Annotated in this window: 15 protein-coding genes and 1 riboswitch; of the genes, 8 read left to right on the top strand and 7 right to left on the bottom strand. The window is 44.1% G+C overall.

Annotated elements, in window-relative coordinates:
• From L0J61_RS02450 to L0J61_RS02435, 4 genes are all read right to left on the bottom strand, one after another.
• Nucleotides 1–301: IS1 family transposase (locus L0J61_RS02450; protein WP_367651940.1), on the bottom strand; the 301-nt coding region annotated here is incomplete at its 3' end.
• Nucleotides 302–345: 44 nt separating this feature from the next.
• The gene (locus tag L0J61_RS02445) at nucleotides 346–525 is read right to left on the bottom strand and encodes a hypothetical protein (RefSeq protein WP_301464731.1); all 180 of its coding nucleotides are present in this window, start codon (nucleotides 523–525) and stop codon (nucleotides 346–348) included.
• The gene (locus L0J61_RS02440) at nucleotides 525–1433 is read right to left on the bottom strand and encodes an alpha/beta fold hydrolase (protein ID WP_301464730.1); all 909 of its coding nucleotides are present in this window, start codon (nucleotides 1431–1433) and stop codon (nucleotides 525–527) included. Before L0J61_RS02440 ends, L0J61_RS02445 begins: the two co-directional genes overlap by 1 nt.
• An 82-nt stretch (nucleotides 1434–1515) precedes the next feature.
• The gene (locus L0J61_RS02435) at nucleotides 1516–3429 is read right to left on the bottom strand and encodes an ABC transporter ATP-binding protein (RefSeq protein WP_301464729.1); all 1914 of its coding nucleotides are present in this window, start codon (nucleotides 3427–3429) and stop codon (nucleotides 1516–1518) included.
• 280 nt (nucleotides 3430–3709) lie between these two features.
• On the opposite strand from L0J61_RS02435, the gene L0J61_RS02430 reads away from it, so the two are divergent.
• Together L0J61_RS02430 and L0J61_RS02425 are read left to right on the top strand one after the other, a co-directional pair.
• Entirely contained in the window at nucleotides 3710–4558 is an 849-nt protein-coding gene (locus tag L0J61_RS02430; RefSeq protein ID WP_301464728.1) for an EamA/RhaT family transporter, read from the top strand.
• 255 nt (nucleotides 4559–4813) lie between these two features.
• A complete protein-coding gene (locus L0J61_RS02425) occupies nucleotides 4814–5704 on the top strand; it encodes a fructose bisphosphate aldolase (RefSeq protein ID WP_301464727.1) in 891 nt (296 codons plus the stop codon).
• Nucleotides 5705–5808: 104 nt separating this feature from the next.
• Here the strand turns inward: L0J61_RS02425 and thiC are convergent, their stop codons facing one another.
• Nucleotides 5809–7893, bottom strand: a complete 2085-nt coding sequence (gene thiC / locus L0J61_RS02420; protein ID WP_301464726.1) for a phosphomethylpyrimidine synthase ThiC — start codon at nucleotides 7891–7893, stop codon at nucleotides 5809–5811.
• A gap of 313 nt (nucleotides 7894–8206) precedes the next feature.
• Nucleotides 8207–8337: riboswitch (TPP riboswitch) on the bottom strand.
• Between the two features lie 443 nt (nucleotides 8338–8780).
• On the opposite strand from thiC, the gene pstS reads away from it, so the two are divergent.
• The 5 genes from pstS to phoU all read left to right on the top strand — a co-directional run bounded on the left by pstS (nucleotide 8781) and on the right by phoU (nucleotide 14067).
• Complete coding sequence (gene pstS / locus L0J61_RS02415; protein ID WP_301464725.1) at nucleotides 8781–9947, top strand: phosphate ABC transporter substrate-binding protein PstS; 1167 nt, start codon at nucleotides 8781–8783, stop codon at nucleotides 9945–9947.
• 264 nt (nucleotides 9948–10211) lie between these two features.
• The gene (gene pstC / locus L0J61_RS02410) at nucleotides 10212–11165 is read left to right on the top strand and encodes a phosphate ABC transporter permease subunit PstC (RefSeq protein ID WP_301464724.1); all 954 of its coding nucleotides are present in this window, start codon (nucleotides 10212–10214) and stop codon (nucleotides 11163–11165) included.
• 100 nt (nucleotides 11166–11265) lie between these two features.
• Nucleotides 11266–12180 carry a phosphate ABC transporter permease PstA gene (gene pstA / locus L0J61_RS02405; protein WP_301464723.1) on the top strand — a complete coding sequence of 305 codons (915 nt, stop codon included), beginning with the start codon at nucleotides 11266–11268 and terminating at the stop codon, nucleotides 12178–12180.
• Nucleotides 12181–12253: 73 nt separating this feature from the next.
• Nucleotides 12254–13186, top strand: a complete 933-nt coding sequence (pstB, locus tag L0J61_RS02400; protein WP_301464722.1) for a phosphate ABC transporter ATP-binding protein PstB — start codon at nucleotides 12254–12256, stop codon at nucleotides 13184–13186.
• A 95-nt stretch (nucleotides 13187–13281) separates the two neighbouring features.
• Nucleotides 13282–14067 (top strand): phosphate signaling complex protein PhoU, encoded by a 786-nt coding sequence (gene phoU, locus L0J61_RS02395; protein ID WP_301464721.1) that lies wholly within the window; start codon nucleotides 13282–13284, stop codon nucleotides 14065–14067.
• Between the two features lie 146 nt (nucleotides 14068–14213).
• On the opposite strand, the gene L0J61_RS02390 is transcribed toward phoU, so the two are convergent.
• Complete coding sequence (locus L0J61_RS02390) at nucleotides 14214–14504, bottom strand: oxidative damage protection protein (RefSeq protein ID WP_301464720.1); 291 nt, start codon at nucleotides 14502–14504, stop codon at nucleotides 14214–14216.
• A gap of 433 nt (nucleotides 14505–14937) precedes the next feature.
• The gene (argH, locus tag L0J61_RS02385; protein ID WP_301464732.1) at nucleotides 14938–16311 is read right to left on the bottom strand and encodes an argininosuccinate lyase; all 1374 of its coding nucleotides are present in this window, start codon (nucleotides 16309–16311) and stop codon (nucleotides 14938–14940) included.
• Between the two features lie 467 nt (nucleotides 16312–16778).
• Here argH and L0J61_RS02380 point away from each other — a divergent pair, with 467 nt between their 5' ends.
• Nucleotides 16779–17576, top strand: a complete 798-nt coding sequence (locus L0J61_RS02380; RefSeq protein WP_301464719.1) for a histidine kinase — start codon at nucleotides 16779–16781, stop codon at nucleotides 17574–17576.
• The last annotated feature ends 193 nt before the right edge of the window (nucleotides 17577–17769 follow it).

Below are 17769 nucleotides of genomic sequence, written 5' to 3'. Positions count from 1 at the left end.
CATAATAGCGCTTTTTAGGTGTAATCTTATAGACCGATGAGCCTATGGTGCTAAGGACTTTACCAATACTAATAGAGGCTATAACGGCTATGTCTCTGACGCCGCAACCTCTAACCGTCATTAGCCGTATGATGTCTTCTATTTTAGAGTGACAGCCATGATAAGTTAAGGCATGGTCGCCAATGAATTGACGTTTGCAGTCCTTGCACTGGTAGTTCTGCTTGCCATAGCTTTTTTTGCCGTTTTTCTTTAAACTGGGACTGTGACAGTCGGGGCAATCGATCTGTATTTGTGTCTTCATAACCTCAAATATATCATCTTGCTTCGGCTGTCACCCTTCTTTTATTACTCCAGCATACTTTTTGATACACCACCTAATTTTACGACATCGGCTTGCCAAGGCAGTTCGGTGAGTAAAGCCTCATAGAGGCTCTCAGGATCATCAATGACCTGCCCAAGATCGTTCAATTTTCCGTCATAAGGTAATAAGTTATCCGTCGGCTTAGGAGAAAAGAGATCGGTCATCAGGAGGCTTGCGTGTTAGGTAAATTGTGCTTATCAAACTGCTCACAAATGATTTGAGCACATAACTCAGGCGCTTCCATCGGCAGTAAATGACCATAATCGGGCAAAGATATAAAGCTGTCTACAGGGACGAATTTTTGCCATTGCTTACGGACTTTGTCATTGATAAATAAAGTGGGCTTGCCGGTAATCAGCGTGTAAGGGCAGCTTAGCTGTTTAAGAGCAGCATCAATATATGGCGCATCAAAATAACTGGCAAGTTCTTGTTCTGGCGCAAATATCAGTGTGTGGCTGTCATCTGGGTTTTTCGCTAAGCTTTGTTCGGCGAAGATGTGCAAGTGTTCATCGCTGATGCGTTTATAGGCACGCTGCGCTCGCAGATAGTGATAGTAATCGTTGATACTGTTCCACGTGGACTGTTTTTTCTGAGTGCTTTTAAAAGGCTCTTGGGTCGACAAAAGCTTACGTGGCAATAGATTGTAGAGTGTTGCTTGTCGTTTGGTGAACGTCACCGGTTCAATCAGATATAATTCTGAGAATAGTTCTGGGCGCTTGGCAGCTGCGATAGCAGTGGCCGTGGCGCCTTGTGAATGACCAATACCAATGATTGGCTTGCATTGAGTTTTTTCCAAAAACTCAATGAGCATGTCCGCGTCCTGCTCACGAGTGAGGCGTCGGTGCTGCGGTTTATCGTACCAATAGCCACGCATAGCGAGTGCGGTTATCTCAAAGTTCGTCGCCAGCTCACTGAGTAGTGGCAAGTAAGTGCCGACAGTAAAGCCATTGCCACCATAAAAGTGGGCAGGGCGACGTGAGATTTTGAGCGCTGTCGATGGATTAATATCACTGATATTGTAGTAGCGTGCCTGTTGACCATTGATACTGATTTGCTCTGAAAAGGTTTCCATACCGTACACACTTCCTTGTGATTTTATAAGTACTAGCGGTCTTGCCTTAGGCGGTTTTGGCTTAGGGTGTATTGCACGTGAACTAGCCGTCCTCACCTAAGAAACCGCCGCTTTGGCGCTGCCATAATCGAGCGTAAACGCCATCTAAGGCCAGCAGCTCATCATGGCTGCCTTGCTCGATGATACGGCCTTTATCCATCACCACCAGCCTATCAAGTGCAGCAATAGTAGAGAGGCGATGCGCAATGGCAATGACTGTTTTGCCAGTCATCATGTCATTGAGACTCTCAGTGATAGCGAATTCAATCTCAGAGTCAAGTGCGCTAGTTGCCTCATCCAGCAATAAAATGGGCGCGTTTTTTAGCATAACACGTGAGATAGCGATACGCTGGCGTTGTCCGCCAGATAGTTTGACGCCACGTTCACCCACCTGTGTATCGAGTCCAACATTGCCTTTATCATCATATAAATCTTTGATGAAATCCCATGCTTGCGCTTGCTTGGCGGCCGTGATAATTGCTTCATCCGAAGCATCGGGGCGACCGTAGGCGATGTTTTCACGAATGGTGCGATGTAGTAAGGACGTATCTTGGGTCACCATGCCGATCTGCTGACGTAGAGATTCTTGAGTGGTCTCGTCGATTGCTTGGTCATCAATAAATACTTTACCTTTATCGACATCAAAAAAGCGCAACAATAAGTTGACCAAAGTGGACTTGCCCGCACCGGAACGACCTACCAGTCCGATCTTTTCACCTGGTTTGATATCCAGATAAAAATCATCCAGTAGTTTAATCGATGAAGTTTGAACCGCATTTTCAGTCGAAGTGACTTTATCGAGGCTTGTATCTGCACTAGCGGGATGGTCACTTTCGTAGCTAAAATCTATGTGGTCAAAGACAATATGACCATCAGTGACAGTTAGAGCTGCAGCATTGGGCTTGTCAACGATCGTTTGCGGCGCAGACAACGTACGCATGCCGTCCTGTACCGTACCGATGCTCTCAAATAGACTGGCGGTTTGCCACATAATCCAACGGGTCAGACCGTTTAGACGCAATGCCATCGCAGTCGCTGCGGCAATCGCACCGACACCGACAGCGCCTTGGTACCATAAATATAGACCAATACCGGCAGTGCTACTGACCAAAATCACGCTGATAAGGTGGGTTGAAAACTCAAGATAACTGACCCAGCGCATTTGGGCATGTACCGTTCCCAAAAACTGACCCATGGCGTTTTTGGCATAGCCCAGCTCACGACGTGAGTGACTAAACAGCTTGACAGTCATGATATTGGCATAAGCATCAGTGATGCGTCCAGTCATCAAAGCACGAGCATCGGCTTGTACAATAGCTGTCTTTTTTAGTTTGGGAATGAAGTACCATATGGTTAGTGCGACTAAAACGAACCAAGCGATAAAAGGTATTAGCAATAAGCTGTCTAAGTTAAATAAAATAACGCCACTGGTGATGAAGTAGACCGTGACATACATAAACATATCAGTCACTGTCATCACGGTATCACGCACGGCTAGAGCGGTTTGCATGACCTTAGCAGAGACGCGACCAGAGAATTCATCTTGATAAAACTGCATCGACTGGCCGAGCATGCGTTGATGAAAACGCCAACGCATTTGCATGGGAAATACGCCTTGCAAGGTTTGAAAGTGAATAAACGACGATAAAGCAATCCAGAATGGGCTTAGTATCATCACCGCTAGCATCAATAGCAGCATATCGCCTTTTTCGATCCACAGAGTTTGCGGTGTATAGATTCCCAGCCAATCGACGATGTCACCAATCCAAGCAAACAGCATTGCTTCATAAACACCAATACCGGCTGACAAAATCATAAACAGCAGCAACCAGCCACGTAAGCCTTTGGTACAGCCCCACAAGAACTTTAGCATGCCATCACGAGGCGACGGCAAAGGCATGGGTGTATCAGGAAAGGCAGGTAAGCGGCTTTCAAAGAAACGAAATAGAGCATTCATAGGCAGTCAAAAACATCAATAGCAGTACGCCAAAATCGACCAAGTCAGTCGTTATTTTGAATCTTTACTTTTGTCATTAGGATGGTTCGCTATTTTAACAAACTTCACAGTCAGAGCGACATGCTAATTGTAATTAGCAGTCCATGGATGGTGTACACTGTGCAAGTAGACAACAGCCTATAAATAGTTTGCTGTATAAGAAATATTTTGTTACACTTCTATATTTATCCGACTTTAGCTCGACTGAGCGTTTAATCTTATTATTTTGGGGCACACATTTATGATGTATTTAATGATAGCGGTACTTTGTAGTGTCGCTGTATCAGTGCTGCTCAAAATACTACGTCAAAAAAATATCGATATTCGTCAGACCATTGTGGCGGGTTATCCAGTGGCTTTTTTGCTGACGTGGTTTTTGTTGAAACCAGATTTTAGTGGTCTGAGTGCGCTTGGTAATGCTTGGGGCATCATTATCGCGTTGGGTGTATTGTTGCCAGCGGTGTTTGTCGTTCTGGGTCGTGCGATTGAGTCAGTTGGCATGGTCGCAACCGATGCCGCTCAGCGTCTGTCACTTATCATTCCTATTTTAGCAGCGTTTTTATTGTTTGGTGAAGTGCTGACTGGCACGCGTGTGTTTGGGTTGTTGTTAGGGCTTTTGGCACTAGGTACCTTGGTCTATCGCCCGCAGCATGCTGATGGCAGCAAGCAAGCGACACGAGCTCCGGTCTGGTTGTTCAGTGTGTGGGTGGGTTATGGCATTATTGACATACTCTTTAAGCAAGTTGCTAAGCAAGGTACTGCTTTTCCGCTGACGTTGTTTGTTAGTTTTGGTATGGCTGGTTTACTGTTGTTTATTTATTTGCTGCTCACACGGGTGCGTTGGCAGGGTAATGCGCTAATCGCTGGTTTGTTACTCGGGGCACTAAATATGGGTAATATTTATGCATATGTACGTGCTCATCAAGTCATGTCTGAGTCACCAAGTATTGTGTTTACTGGTATGAATGTAGGGGTGATCGCAGTAGCAACACTGATCGGGGTTGGTGTCTTTAAAGAGCAGCTGAACCGTATCAATATGTTGGGTCTATTATTGGCGGTGGGCTGTGTGGCTGTGCTATTCTTAGCATGAGTTTTGATGTAATCACCGTTTCTGAATTAACAGTACCTTGAAGAAAAGCGGTCGCTGATTTATTTGTAACTTTTGCAACATGGGCATGCTGTGTATCCTATGATAGAGTTACAGGCAGTCAAAATGATGTCACAAGATGATGAAGCTGTGAGCGGCAAGTTTATGGGCTGAAGACACGAGCCGTTGAGCGGACATATTATAATAATGCGACATAACCACTAGAGAGCTATCAACCACTAAATAGGATATATTCCAATGGCATACCAAAAACAATTAGAGCGTATAAAAAATAGTTCAGGCTTCATTGCTGCCCTTGATCAGAGCGGGGGTAGTACGCCGAAAGCACTTGAAAATTACGGTGTAACTGGTGATGCTTATAACAATGATGAGGCAATGTTTGACTTAGTACATGAGATGCGAGCACGCATCATGACGTGCGAACCATTTGATAATGAGCGTGTACTTGGTGCGATTTTGTTTGAAGACACCATGGAGCGAGAGGTTAATGGTAAGCCAACAGCAAACTACCTTTGGGAAGACAAAAATATCGTACCATTTTTAAAAGTTGATAAAGGTTTGGCTGAGAGAGTGGATGGTGTGCAGTCGATGCGTCCGATGCCGAACCTAGATTTATTACTGGATAAAGCGAAAAAATATCCAGTGTTTGGTACAAAAATGCGCTCAGTGGTTTATGAGCCAAGTGCTGATGGAATCGAGCTGGTAGTGCAGCAACAGTTTGATGTGGCGAAGCAGATCCTCTCAAAAGGTTTTATGCCAATCGTTGAGCCAGAAGTGAATATCGACAGTGCTAAAAAGCAGGATTGCGAGTTTTTATTAAAAGCAGATATCTTGCGTAATCTGGATCGTTTAAACGACGACCAGCAAGTTATGTTAAAGCTGACATTGCCAGAAGAAGCGGGCTTTTATCAAGAGCTAATCGAACATCCGAAAGTACTCAAGGTCGTGGCATTGTCTGGTGGCTATAGCCGTAGCGAAGCTTGTGATAGATTGAAGAAAAACCCAGGTATGATTGCAAGCTTTTCACGTGCGCTTACCGAAGGCTTGAGTAAGCAGCAAAGTGATGATGAGTTTGCTACTAAAATCGATTCATCGATTGGCGAAATCTATGAAGCGTCTAAGGTGTAATGCACGCTGTTATTGATATAAATTAGTTTGAAATAAAAAGCTCTACTAATGAATTAGTAGAGCTTTTTTTGCACTGAGGTTTTAAGAAAGTTAAACCTTTTGATTTACACTTCTTTGTACAACTGACGACCTTCGCTATTGTATTTTTCCGTCATCTCAGCCATGCCTTTATGGATTTCATCTAAGCTGCCTTCACCCACCTGTCCGACCAGCTCAGTCTCTACGGCTTTAATCGCGTGACCAGTATCGGCTAAGTCGCCTGTTTGCGGTGTGACTTTTTTATTTTTATTGGCAGCGTCGTTATCCAAACCTGCCGCATACTCTCGCACGTTTTGGGTGATTTTCATCGAGCAAAACTTTGGACCACACATCGAGCAGAAGTGCGCTGATTTATGCGCATCTTTTGGCAAGGTTTCGTCATGATACTCACGAGCGGTATCAGGGTCGAGTGCTAGATTAAACTGATCATCCCAGCGGAACTCAAAACGGGCTTTGGACAAGGCATTATCGCGAGCTTGTGCGCCTGGATGCCCTTTTGCTAGATCGGCAGCGTGGGCGGCGATTTTATACGTAATGATGCCGTCTTTGACGTCCTTTTTATTTGGCAAACCAAGATGTTCTTTTGGCGTGACATAACAAAGCATGGCGGTGCCAAACCAGCCAATCATCGCCGCCCCAATGGCACTGGTAATATGATCATAACCGGGTGCAATATCCGTGGTTAGCGGCCCCAATGTGTAAAAAGGCGCATCTGCACACATCTCAAGTTGCAGATCCATGTTTTCTTTAATGCGGTTCATCGCCACGTGGCCAGGACCCTCGATCATCACCTGTACATCGTGCTGCCATGCTACTTGTGTCAGCTCACCCAGCGTACGCAACTCACCGAACTGTGCTTCGTCATTGGCATCTTGTAAGCAGCCAGGACGGAGGCCGTCGCCTAAGCTAAACGCCACATCATACTGCTTCATAATTTCGCAAATATCTTCGAAATGAGTGTATAAGAAACTTTCCTTGTGATGAGCAAGACACCACTGCGCCATGATAGAGCCACCACGAGAGACGATACCTGTTAAGCGGTTTGCCGTCAGTGGTACGTAGCGTAGTAAAACACCTGCGTGAATGGTGAAATAGTCAACGCCTTGTTCTGCTTGCTCAATGAGCGTATCGCGAAATATCTCCCACGTTAAATCTTCTGCGACACCGTCAACCTTTTCTAGTGCTTGATAAATGGGAACGGTACCAATGGGTACAGGTGAATTGCGAATCAGCCACTCACGGGTCTCATGAATATGGTTACCAGTGGACAAATCCATGATGGTGTCAGCACCCCAACGTGTCGCCCATGTCATTTTTGATACTTCTTCATCGATAGAGGATCCTAGCGCTGAGTTACCAATATTGGCATTAATCTTCACCAAAAAATTACGACCTATAATCATCGGTTCAGATTCTGGATGATTGATATTATTCGGAATAATGGCGCGTCCTGCTGCTACTTCGCTGCGCACAAACTCAGGCGTGATAATAGTCGGAGTATTTGCACCAAAGCTTTCACCGGCATGTTGGCGCATGTCAGTCAGCTCATGCTGCTTTTGTGTTTCGCGAATGGCGATGTATTCCATTTCAGGTGTGATAATACCGCGACGGGCGTAATACATCTGGGTGACATTACCCGCGTCGCCATCGATATTTTTAGCGCGGCGTGGTTTATCAATATGAGCAAAACGCAGATTGGCTGTCGTGATATCGCGTTCCCGCGCTTGTCCATATGAGCTAGAGAGACCGCTTAACTGCTCGGTATCGCCGCGCTCTGCTATCCAGTGTTCACGTAGTTTGGGCAATCCTTTTGTCAAATCGATCTCAACATTGGGGTCGGTGTAAACACCAGAGGTATCATAGACATAGAATGGCGGATTTTGTTCCCAGTCTGCTTCAGGGACGTTCTGAATGGGCGTCGGGTCCAGCTTTATTTCGCGCATCGGCACCTGAATATCAGGTCTTGAGCCTTCGATATAGACTTTTTGAGAGGCTGGTAAGGTGCGGTGTAGGTCGCGAGCATCTTCTTCAAATCGAGAGTCTTTAGCGTTGCGATGGGCTGGCGTCTTGAGTGCGTCGGCTTTCTTAGCTGACACCGTTGATTTGTTTGACGATGATTTGTTTGATGATGAGGCTTGAGAGAGAGTCATATGCTGTCCTAGCGTGTTGGTTTTTGAATAAAAGCAACACCGCCAGTAGCTGCGGGATAGCATCCATCGTTTAGGCAAATTCAGCTTATGAGTATTAATACGCGACCAAGTTACTAGTTTATTGAGCTATTAATTAAGTTGCGAGTTAAGTTAATAGCTACATTAATAAGCGACGTAGTCGTGGATAATTTTCATCGAAACTTGGACGCAGCTTTGTATCGGTATTCATTACTTGCGAGTGAAGCACGAGGCACACTAAACGAGTAATGATGATAGATAGAAAGGCATTTCTGCACGTCTTTTGCCACAAATAACAAAGTGCTTGAGACTTCCCTGCGTCGGTACTAACCGCATCAGGTTCGGCGGGTGATATCTCAGCGAATGTACAAAGGTGATTGCTTTAATCAAGCAGACCAATTGCACACCGCACCCCGAGTCTGTCAGTGTTGTGAATCAGCTTTATAGTAACAAAGTTCAGCCACGAGGGATAGGGTATGTCATTAATTGGCATATGTATAAATCAGGCAACTCTAGATGGTTCAGTCTGATGAAACACCTCTAAAGTGCGATTCATAATTCATATATAGAAGTCTTGCATTTGTGTGAGATCAGCTTCTCCTTGCGGATTTTTTAGAGCGTGTTGGTGTCTTATCGGTGATTTGGTTTGGTTGGCGACGGTTCCTATTATTTGTCTTTGATAATTACCGTTGGTATTGATCGAGCAGTACTGCTGTCTTGGTGTTAAACACATTCGAGTTTCATAATATTTAAAAGCAAATAAAAGAATCCTAGGGTTGTCATTAAATTGTCATAAAACCTTGTCAACATGTCCCGCATGTAACCAACAATGTTCTTTTGTATCATGATACCAACCTTAGGAGACTTAAATGCGTTATTCGTTATTGGCAGTTGCCGTTAGTTGTTCACTAGTGCTTACGGCGTGTAATCAATCAACCGAAACTGCAGAGCAAGCTGCTGACAGCAGTGACGCTCCTGTAGCGGCTGAAACGACAACTAACACGACATCCTCTACTTCAGCATCTGACTTTCAGTCTGCTGAAAACATTTCTATGAATGTAACTGGTGCAGGCGCTTCGTTCCCGCAACCTATTTATGCCAAATGGTCTGCTGATTACAATAGCGAAACTGGTGGTCAGGTTAACTATCAGTCTATTGGTTCTTCTGGTGGTATCAAACAAATCCAAGCAAAAACAGTAGATTTTGGTGCTTCTGATGCGCCGATGACTCCTGAAGAATTAGCAGAATCAGATCTTATTCAGTTTCCAACCGTTATTGGCGGTGTGGTACCGATTGTAAACATTGAAGGCATAGAACCAGGTCAGCTTCAACTTGATGGTACAACGCTAGCAGATATCTATTTGGGCAAAATCAGCAACTGGAGTGATCCTGCTATCGCTGAAATGAACCCAGACTTAACGCTTCCTGATGCTTCTATTACTACTGTATTCCGCTCAGACGGCTCAGGCACGACGTTTAACTTCACTGATTATCTGGCCAAAGTTTCAACGGATTGGGCAGACACCGTTGGTGTTGATAAAACAGTTAAGTGGCCAACCGCTGCTTCTGGTGCTGGTGGTAAAGGTAACGAAGGCGTATCAAGTTACGTCGACCGTATGAATAACTCTATCGGTTATGTTGAGTATGCTTTCGCTAAGCAAAACAACATGTCACACACTGCACTGCAAAACGCTGCTGGTAACTTCGTACAGCCTTCAGCAGAAACGTTTGCCGCTGCAGGTGATATCGACTGGTCACAGCAAGAAGGCTTTTATAAAGTCATCACCAACTCTGAGACGGATCAAGCATGGCCAATCGCCGCTGCAACGTTCATCTTAGTTCATAAAAATCCAGAAAACCCAGAGCAAGTCGCTGGCGCGTTGAACTTCTTTGACTGGGCATATGCTCAAGGCGACGATAGCGCAATGCAGCTTGATTTTGTTCCTTTCTCTGATACCGCTGTTGCTTTATTCAAAGACAAATGGAATGAAGTTCAGGGCAGCGATGGACGGCCCGTTTATACGTCAGCTCAATAACCTATTAGGTTAATGTTGAGTAGCTTTAGAGTCACCCTCTTAAATAACTATTCTCCGGTAGTTATTTGAGAGGTTTTATCACAGAAAGCTGAGAAGTAGGGCTAAGCATTAAATTGATCTCTTACGATTGATAGCGCTATTCGCCAATGCTCAGTTTGTTGTGATAAAACCCAATGATTTTGTGAAGGTTTGAACCATCGCTTTTGTACTTCGAACTGATTTTATTTCGAACTGAATTAAATCCTATTTAATGCTGAGACACTTATGAATGATTTAAGGTCCCAACTCGCTAAACAAAAACGCAACGACTTTTTATTCGTCAACGCGACCAAAGCTTTTGCCATCCTTGTGTTGCTATCTTTGGGCGGTATTTTAGTTTCCTTAATTGTCGGTGCTTGGCCGAGCATTCAAGAGTTTGGTTTAGGTTTCTATACCAGCAATAACTGGGACACGGTCAACAATCAATATGGTGCGCTAGCGCCTATTTACGGTACGCTCGTGACCTCGTTCATCGCCATCTTAATCGCTGTACCAGTCAGCTTTGGTATTGCGATATTTTTGACTGAGATGTGCCCAAAGTTTCTAAAAAAACCACTTGGTATTGCCATTGAGTTATTAGCAGGTATTCCTTCTATTATTTATGGTATGTGGGGTTTGTTTGTGTTTGCTCCCTGGTTTGGTAATAACGTCCAGCCGTGGTTTATCGAAAACCTAGGACCTTTACCGGTTATCGGTAAGCTATTCGCTGGTGCACCGATGGGTCTTGGTATGTTCACAGCCTCTCTAGTGCTAGCCATTATGATCATACCTTTTATCGCGGCTACCATGCGTGATGTGTTCTCCGTAGTGCCAGACCTGCTCAAAGAGTCTGCTTATGGCATGGGCGCTACGACATGGGAGGTGATGTTTAAGATTATTTTGCCGTACACCAAAGCGGGTGTCGTGGGTGGTGTGATCTTAGGGCTTGGTCGTGCGTTAGGTGAGACGATGGCAGTGACCTTCTTAATTGGTAATGCCTTTAATATCTCGCCCAGTTTATTTACCTCCGGTGTGACAATTACTTCTGCGTTGGCAAACGAGTTTGCTGAAGCATCAAGTGATTTACATGTGGCATCGCTACTACATCTAGGCTTAATTTTATTTATCATCACATTTATTGTGCTGTCTTTGGCGAAGCTCATGCTCATGCGCATAGACCAGAAAGCTGGCAACCGATAAACATATGTTTTTTAGGTAAATTTTTACGGCGTCTGGCAGGTTATAAGATAAACAGTGATAACAGACTGTGATTAAATGGAAAACGAGGGAAGTGAGAGCTATGCCTACGAATAATGCGGTTGATGCAACTAATGTACCGTTATCGATTGATACAAGTTTCAAGAGTCGATATAACGAAAGCCTCTATAACAAGCGCCGCTGGGGCAACAGACTTGGTTTAGGCTTTGCGATGTCAGCAATGGTTTTTGGTTTGGTGTGGCTGTTTTGGATTTTGATCACGCTCTTTATTGAGGGTTTCCAAGGCATGGTGCAAATGCCCATCTTTACTGCCGATACGCCAGCTCCTATGAGCGACGGTGGTTTACGCAACGCCATTGTTGGTTCTGTTATGTTGGCATTTTCAGGACTGTTTGTTGGTGCACCGATTGGTCTGATGACAGGTATTTATTTATCTGAGTTCTCTCAAGGTAGTATGCTTGGAAAAGTGACTCGCTTTTTAAATGACATCTTGCTATCCGCACCGTCTATTGTGATTGGTCTCTTTATTTATGCCTTGATGGTACAAGGTAAAAGCTTCTCTGGTTGGGCAGGTTCATTGGCATTGGCGTTGATTGTTGTTCCTGTGGTCGTACGTACGACTGAAAACATGCTCAACTTAGTGCCCAATAGTATTCGTGAAGCAGCTTATGCGCTGGGAACACCCAAGTGGAAAATGGTCACGCAAGTCACGATCAAAGCAGCCAAAGCTGGACTGACCACAGGTGTGCTATTGGCCTTTGCCAGAATTACAGGTGAAACTGCGCCATTGCTATTTACCGCGCTCAACAACCAGTATTTCAGTACTGACATGAGCCAGCCAATTGCCAACTTACCGAATACTATCTATCAGTTTGCGATGAGTCCTTATGACAATTGGCACGCACTAGCGTGGGCTGCCGCATTGCTTATTACTGCTTCAGTATTATTGCTAAATGTCTTAGCAAGGTTTATCGGCAATCGAGGCGAGAGCAAATAAAGACAAGCGCCATATCACCTTATATACGGTATTTACTTAAATTTATATTCATCAAGCTAGGTTGGATCATATTATGAATGACGTCATAGACAAAGCCAGTAAGACAACTGAAACTGTTAATAGCACTATAACTAATAGCACTACAACGACAGAGGAGTTGTTAACTCAACCAACAGCGGCAACGAAATCGGATCAGCCAGTGACTGAAAGTCTAACCAAGCAAACGCTTGCAGATATCCCTAAAGATATGCCTCCGGCCAAACTAGAAATTCGTGATTTGAGTTTCTATTACGGTGATTTTAAGGCATTAAAAAATATCAGCATCGATATTCCTGATAAAAAAGTGACGGCTTTCATTGGTCCTTCTGGCTGCGGAAAATCTACTTTGCTGCGTACTTTTAACCGTATGTATGATTTATATCCAGGCATGCGAGCAGAAGGTAACATCAATTTAGATGGCAAAAATATTTTAGATAAAGACATCGACGTAAATCTACTGCGTGCTCAAGTAGGTATGGTATTTCAGAAGCCAACACCTTTTCCAATGTCTATCTATGATAATGTCGCATTTGGTGTTCGTCTCTATGAAAAGCTAAGCAAAGCTGAACTGGACAATCGAGTTGAATGGGCGCTTAAAAAATCCGCACTATGGCCAGAAGTAAAAGACAAGCTCAAAGCGTCAGGTTTATCATTATCAGGCGGCCAGCAGCAACGTCTATGTATCGCTCGTAGTGTCGCGACCAAGCCTGAAGTGCTTTTACTTGATGAGCCGACATCTGCACTTGATCCACTATCAACTGGTGCGATCGAAGATCTTATCGAAGACCTGAAAAACGACTACACCATCGCTATCGTCACGCACAACATGCAACAAGCGGCACGAGTATCTGACTATACGGTCTATATGTATTTGGGCGACATGATTGAGATGGGTGAGACCAATCAGATCTTTACCGCACCTGCACAAAAAGCGACAGAAGATTATATTACCGGCCGATATGGCTAACGTTGAGCTTGGCATTGATGCTCAATTGATGAGTGTGATTTTCAATAATTGAAACTATCTTGCCATTTAAAAAAGAAAGTCAGGAAATACATCCTATGCAAAATGACAAGCATATCTCTAAAAGCTTCGATCAGGATATCGGTGAAGCGGTTCGTCTATTCTTATATATGGGTGATAGAGCAGCCAACCAAGTTACCAATGCGATTCATGCGCTTATGGACCAAGATGAGACATTGGCACAAGAAGTCATCGATATGGACGTTGATGTCAACCAGATGGAAGTTGAACTCGATGAGCATATTTTGTTATTAGTCGCCAAGCGTCAGCCAACGGCCAATGATTTACGACTGGTGATGTCTATTAGTAAAGGGGTCGTGGATTTAGAGCGCATCGGTGATGAAGCAACCAAAATCGCCTATATGGCGAAAAAAGCGGCGGGAGAAAATGGCTCGTCGTATGGTTATGCGGAAGTTCAGCATTTAAGCAACCAAGTGCGTCTCATGTTGCATAATGCTTTAGAAGCATTTAACCTGTCCAATGCCGATCTGGCGCTTGAAGTCATGCGCAGTGATGAGTTGGTCAATGAAGAGTATCAGACTGCGACACGTTCTTTGATGACTTATATCATGGAAGATGCACGACATGTGTCAAAAGTGATCAGTATCATGTGGATATTGCGTGCGCTCGAACGGGTGGGCGACCATGCACAAAATATCGCCGAGCTAGTGATCAACTATGTTAGTGGTCAAGACGTGCGCCACGCAGACTATGAAATGGTCGAAAAGGCCGTACAAGATGCCAATGAACGTCTAGAAGAGCGTAAAATCAGCAGTACGGCAACACAGGATGTTGACTCAACAGACACCAATAGAGCTGATTAAACGTCACTAATGGTGACAACATCGATTGTGATCTGTATCATTAAAAAACGCGCTATATTTAATAGCGCGTTTTTATTTGTCTTAGCAATCTTGCGCACGTCAACACTTGAACGATGATGTGCGCAAGAATAACAAGTTAGCATCACTTAGCTTTCAGGCGTCCAGCCTTGAGCGCGTTCATAATCCTCATTATCTAAGAACTTGTCACGCTGTTCAGTTAAGAACTTTTTGGCCTCAGGATCCATCATGCTCAAATGGTTTTCATTAATCAGCATGGTCTGCTGCTCGAGCCACTCTTTCCATGCTTTGTCAGAGACAGTATCCTGTAGCTCTTGACCTTTTTTATTTGGGAAAGGTGGGTGCGGCATTTTTGGCAGTTCTTTTTGATATTTACGGCAAAAAACGGTATTGGCTTGTGGGTTAAAAGTCTCAGTCATAAGAGGCTCCTTATTGGTATTGTTAAATATAGTCAGCCTACTAAAGACAGCAGAATGGGGTTCTCGGAATTCAATCGACTAACTATAAGTGATTTGGTGAGAGATTGATATCTATCTATGATAACGGTCTTGGCTGATTTAGCAACGGTTGTCACGTTAGTCGTGTGAAAGAGTGTCGTATGAAAAAGTATCGTGTGAAAGGCTATGAGATGTGTAGAAAGCAACATCGTGACAACCAGAGGTTTTATTTCATTGTAAAGCTCACAGTCTATCGTTTGAAACTTCTCATATAATTTTGCTTCCAATAGCTAAGCAATTTGTTAAACGAAGTCCGTTATATAAGAACAAAACACTCGCATGGATAGCGGGTGTTTTGTCAGCTTCTATTTTCGACGCCTATGCTCAGTATGAATGATGTCGTAATCTAGCTGGATTAAGCAAAGACTTTTAGGCGTGAACGACCATTAATGACCGCTTGTTTCACTTGGTTAGGTGCAGTGCCGCCTAAGTGGTCACGAGCGGCCAGTGAGCCTTCTAGCGTTAGATAGTCGAAGACATCCTCGCCAATCGCATCACTGAATTGCTGCAGCTGTTCTAGTGATAAATCACTTAAATCCACGCCTTCTTTGATCCCCAGAGCGACGGCATTACCGACTACTTCATGCGCATCTCGGAATGCCACACCGTGGCGTACCAAGTAATCTGCCAAATCAGTCGCTGTTGCATAACCTTTCATGGTAGCGGCGCGCATGTTTTCTTTATTTGGCGTGATATTTGGTAGCATGTCAGCAAATGCCAATAGTGATCCCGTTAAGGTGTCGACACAATCAAACAATGGCTCTTTGTCTTCTTGATTGTCTTTATTGTAAGCAAGTGGCTGGCTTTTCATCAGGCTGAGTAATGTTGTTAGCTGACCAAAGACTCGTGCCGTTTTACCACGTACCAGCTCTGGCACATCAGGATTTTTCTTTTGTGGCATGATGGATGAGCCAGTGCAAAAGCGATCTGGTATCTGTACAAAGTTAAATTGCGCCGACATCCATAGAATGATTTCTTCGCTCATACGTGACATATGCATCATCAAGATTGAAGCGGCTGAGGTAAATTCAATCGCAAAATCTCGGTCTGATACCGCATCTAATGAGTTCGGACAAATACCCTCAAAGCCAAGCAGGTCAGCAGTAATCGTGCGATCAATTGGAAAGGTCGTGCCAGCGAGTGCAGCACTGCCAAGCGGCATTTGATTGATACGGCGGCGTGCATCAACCAGCCGCTCAGTATCGCGATATAGCATTTCAAACCAAGCCATCACGTGATGACCGAAGCTAACGGGTTGCGCTGTTTGTAGGTGGGTAAAGCCAGGCATAATAGTATCAGTATGCTGCTCAGCCAAATCTAGCAAGCCGCTTTGTAAGCGGACCAAGAGCGCGATGATGTTATCAGTTTCTTCACGCAACCATAGACGAATGTCTGTGGCGACCTGATCATTACGGCTACGTCCAGTGTGTAGTTTTTTACCCACTGCGCCGACGATATTGGTCAGACGGGATTCAACATTCATGTGCACGTCTTCAAGAATGATAGACCACTCAAACTCTCCGGCTTCAATCTCCTGCAAGACTTGCTCAAGCCCCTCAATAATGATGCTCACTTCTTCGCTAGTTAGAATGCCGCACTCTTTAAGCATGGTTGCATGGGCAATCGAGCCTTGAATGTCGTGCTTAGCAAAGCGTTGATCAAAACCAACAGAGGCAGTGAAGGCAGCAACGAAGCTGTCAGTGGCTTCGCTAAAGCGCCCACCCCACATTTGCTGACCCTGACTACTTGTCGAGTCGCTTGGTTTTGTGGTACTTGTTAGAGAGTCATCTGTGCTAAAATCAGAGACAGGCGTTTTTTTATTTAATCCAGGATTACTACGTTTTGAAGAATTGGCGTTCATATCAGTATAATGCTAGTCAAGAGAATAAGAAATCAAGTATAGCAAAGGATGAGGTTACCTTGCTAGCAGAGCGTTTAGAGTTTTTTATTCCTAAGCTCATGGATGTTATGAAGCCTTGGCAGTGGCTTGCTTACCTTTTTTTCTGGTCGCTATTCGTGACGGTGATTGACCGTCATGATTTAGAAAGTTGGTCAGAATTTATGATCAGTTTCACGATCCGAATGGTACAAAATACCTTATGCATCATGCCTGCATTATTTATTGTGGATTATTTACGTCCCATACTGAGGCGCACGAGCATAATTAAGGCTAGTGTCTATGTTCTAGCAATACTCATGATGACGTCTACGGTTTCAATGATTTTAGTCCTGCTCGTCATGATAAACATCGGCTGGGTTGACTATGATCTGCAGGGCTTCATCCTAGAAGTAATCTTTGACCTTATGGTTACTGCTGGGTTTACTCTGGCATTTTTATTATATTTTTTGGGTCGTTATCGTGAGATGCACGCTCTCCAGCAATCGTTTGAGCGTAAATTGAAAGCGCAAAACGATATGATAAAAGCGCGTATTACTCCGCACTTTCTATTCAATACCATCAATACGCTTGTGTCACTTATTGAAACTAATCCAGCACGAGCTTCCCAACTATTACAGCATGCTTCAGCATTATTTCGTGCCAGCTTTAATGGTGCTCGTGAGATTAGCTTTGAAGAAGAGATCGCCCTCTGCGAGCACTATTTGGCTATTGAATACAGTCGTTTATCGAATAAGCTATATGTACAATGGCAGTTGCCCGATGAGGATGTCATGTACGATATGGTCATCACAGCGTTGACCTTACAAAGTATTCTGGAAAGAATGATGCTTAGTGTGGTTGAAATGACGACTGAGGCTATCTACATTGATATCACTGTCATCTGGCATCACCATCGTGTGATTATCACTATTAATATTCAGCTTCCTAAGAAAACTCTAATGATTAACCATGATTTGCGTCAGCATATGAACTTTTATGTTCAAGCTGAGCGTTTGCAGACTTACTTTGGTCAAAGTGCTGAGATTAAAAGCCAGGTGACCAATACTCAGATAGTGACTGTTATTGATTACCCCTTACAGGACGTCAGTTTATAGTATTATTTTTGCGCTACCTTCGAAACCCATGAGAAAGTTATTATGGTATAGATATTTAATTGAAAGTATTCCCCTGTTTCAATTGTTTTGATAAAACGAGAGACCCGCTTACCGTTCAAACTTGCTATGTCTGTCGTTGAGTCGATTTAGTGATACTCGCAATTAGCGTGATGGTAGTACGTTCACACACTTA

The organism is Psychrobacter sp. (genome assembly GCF_030457785.1).
GTDB lineage: Bacteria > Pseudomonadota > Gammaproteobacteria > Pseudomonadales > Moraxellaceae > Psychrobacter.
This window is presented reverse-complemented; position numbering and strand designations above follow the sequence as displayed.

What these genes read in the sequence shown, in the direction of transcription:
- pstA (WP_301464723.1), top strand. Translation starts at nt 11,266, where the DNA reads ATGCCTACGAATAATGCGGTTGATGCAACTAATGTACCGTTATCGATT.
- L0J61_RS02390 (WP_301464720.1), bottom strand. Translation starts at nt 14,504, where the DNA reads ATGACTGAGACTTTTAACCCACAAGCCAATACCGTTTTTTGCCGTAAA.
- pstC (WP_301464724.1), top strand. Translation starts at nt 10,212, where the DNA reads ATGAATGATTTAAGGTCCCAACTCGCTAAACAAAAACGCAACGACTTT.
- phoU (WP_301464721.1), top strand. Translation starts at nt 13,282, where the DNA reads ATGCAAAATGACAAGCATATCTCTAAAAGCTTCGATCAGGATATCGGT.
- argH (WP_301464732.1), bottom strand. Translation starts at nt 16,311, where the DNA reads ATGTGGGGTGGGCGCTTTAGCGAAGCCACTGACAGCTTCGTTGCTGCC.
- L0J61_RS02435 (WP_301464729.1), bottom strand. Translation starts at nt 3,429, where the DNA reads ATGAATGCTCTATTTCGTTTCTTTGAAAGCCGCTTACCTGCCTTTCCT.
- L0J61_RS02430 (WP_301464728.1), top strand. Translation starts at nt 3,710, where the DNA reads ATGATGTATTTAATGATAGCGGTACTTTGTAGTGTCGCTGTATCAGTG.
- L0J61_RS02440 (WP_301464730.1), bottom strand. Translation starts at nt 1,433, where the DNA reads ATGGAAACCTTTTCAGAGCAAATCAGTATCAATGGTCAACAGGCACGC.
- L0J61_RS02380 (WP_301464719.1), top strand. Translation starts at nt 16,779, where the DNA reads ATGATGACGTCTACGGTTTCAATGATTTTAGTCCTGCTCGTCATGATA.
- L0J61_RS02445 (WP_301464731.1), bottom strand. Translation starts at nt 525, where the DNA reads ATGACCGATCTCTTTTCTCCTAAGCCGACGGATAACTTATTACCTTAT.
- pstB (WP_301464722.1), top strand. Translation starts at nt 12,254, where the DNA reads ATGAATGACGTCATAGACAAAGCCAGTAAGACAACTGAAACTGTTAAT.
- pstS (WP_301464725.1), top strand. Translation starts at nt 8,781, where the DNA reads ATGCGTTATTCGTTATTGGCAGTTGCCGTTAGTTGTTCACTAGTGCTT.
- thiC (WP_301464726.1), bottom strand. Translation starts at nt 7,893, where the DNA reads ATGACTCTCTCTCAAGCCTCATCATCAAACAAATCATCGTCAAACAAA.
- L0J61_RS02425 (WP_301464727.1), top strand. Translation starts at nt 4,814, where the DNA reads ATGGCATACCAAAAACAATTAGAGCGTATAAAAAATAGTTCAGGCTTC.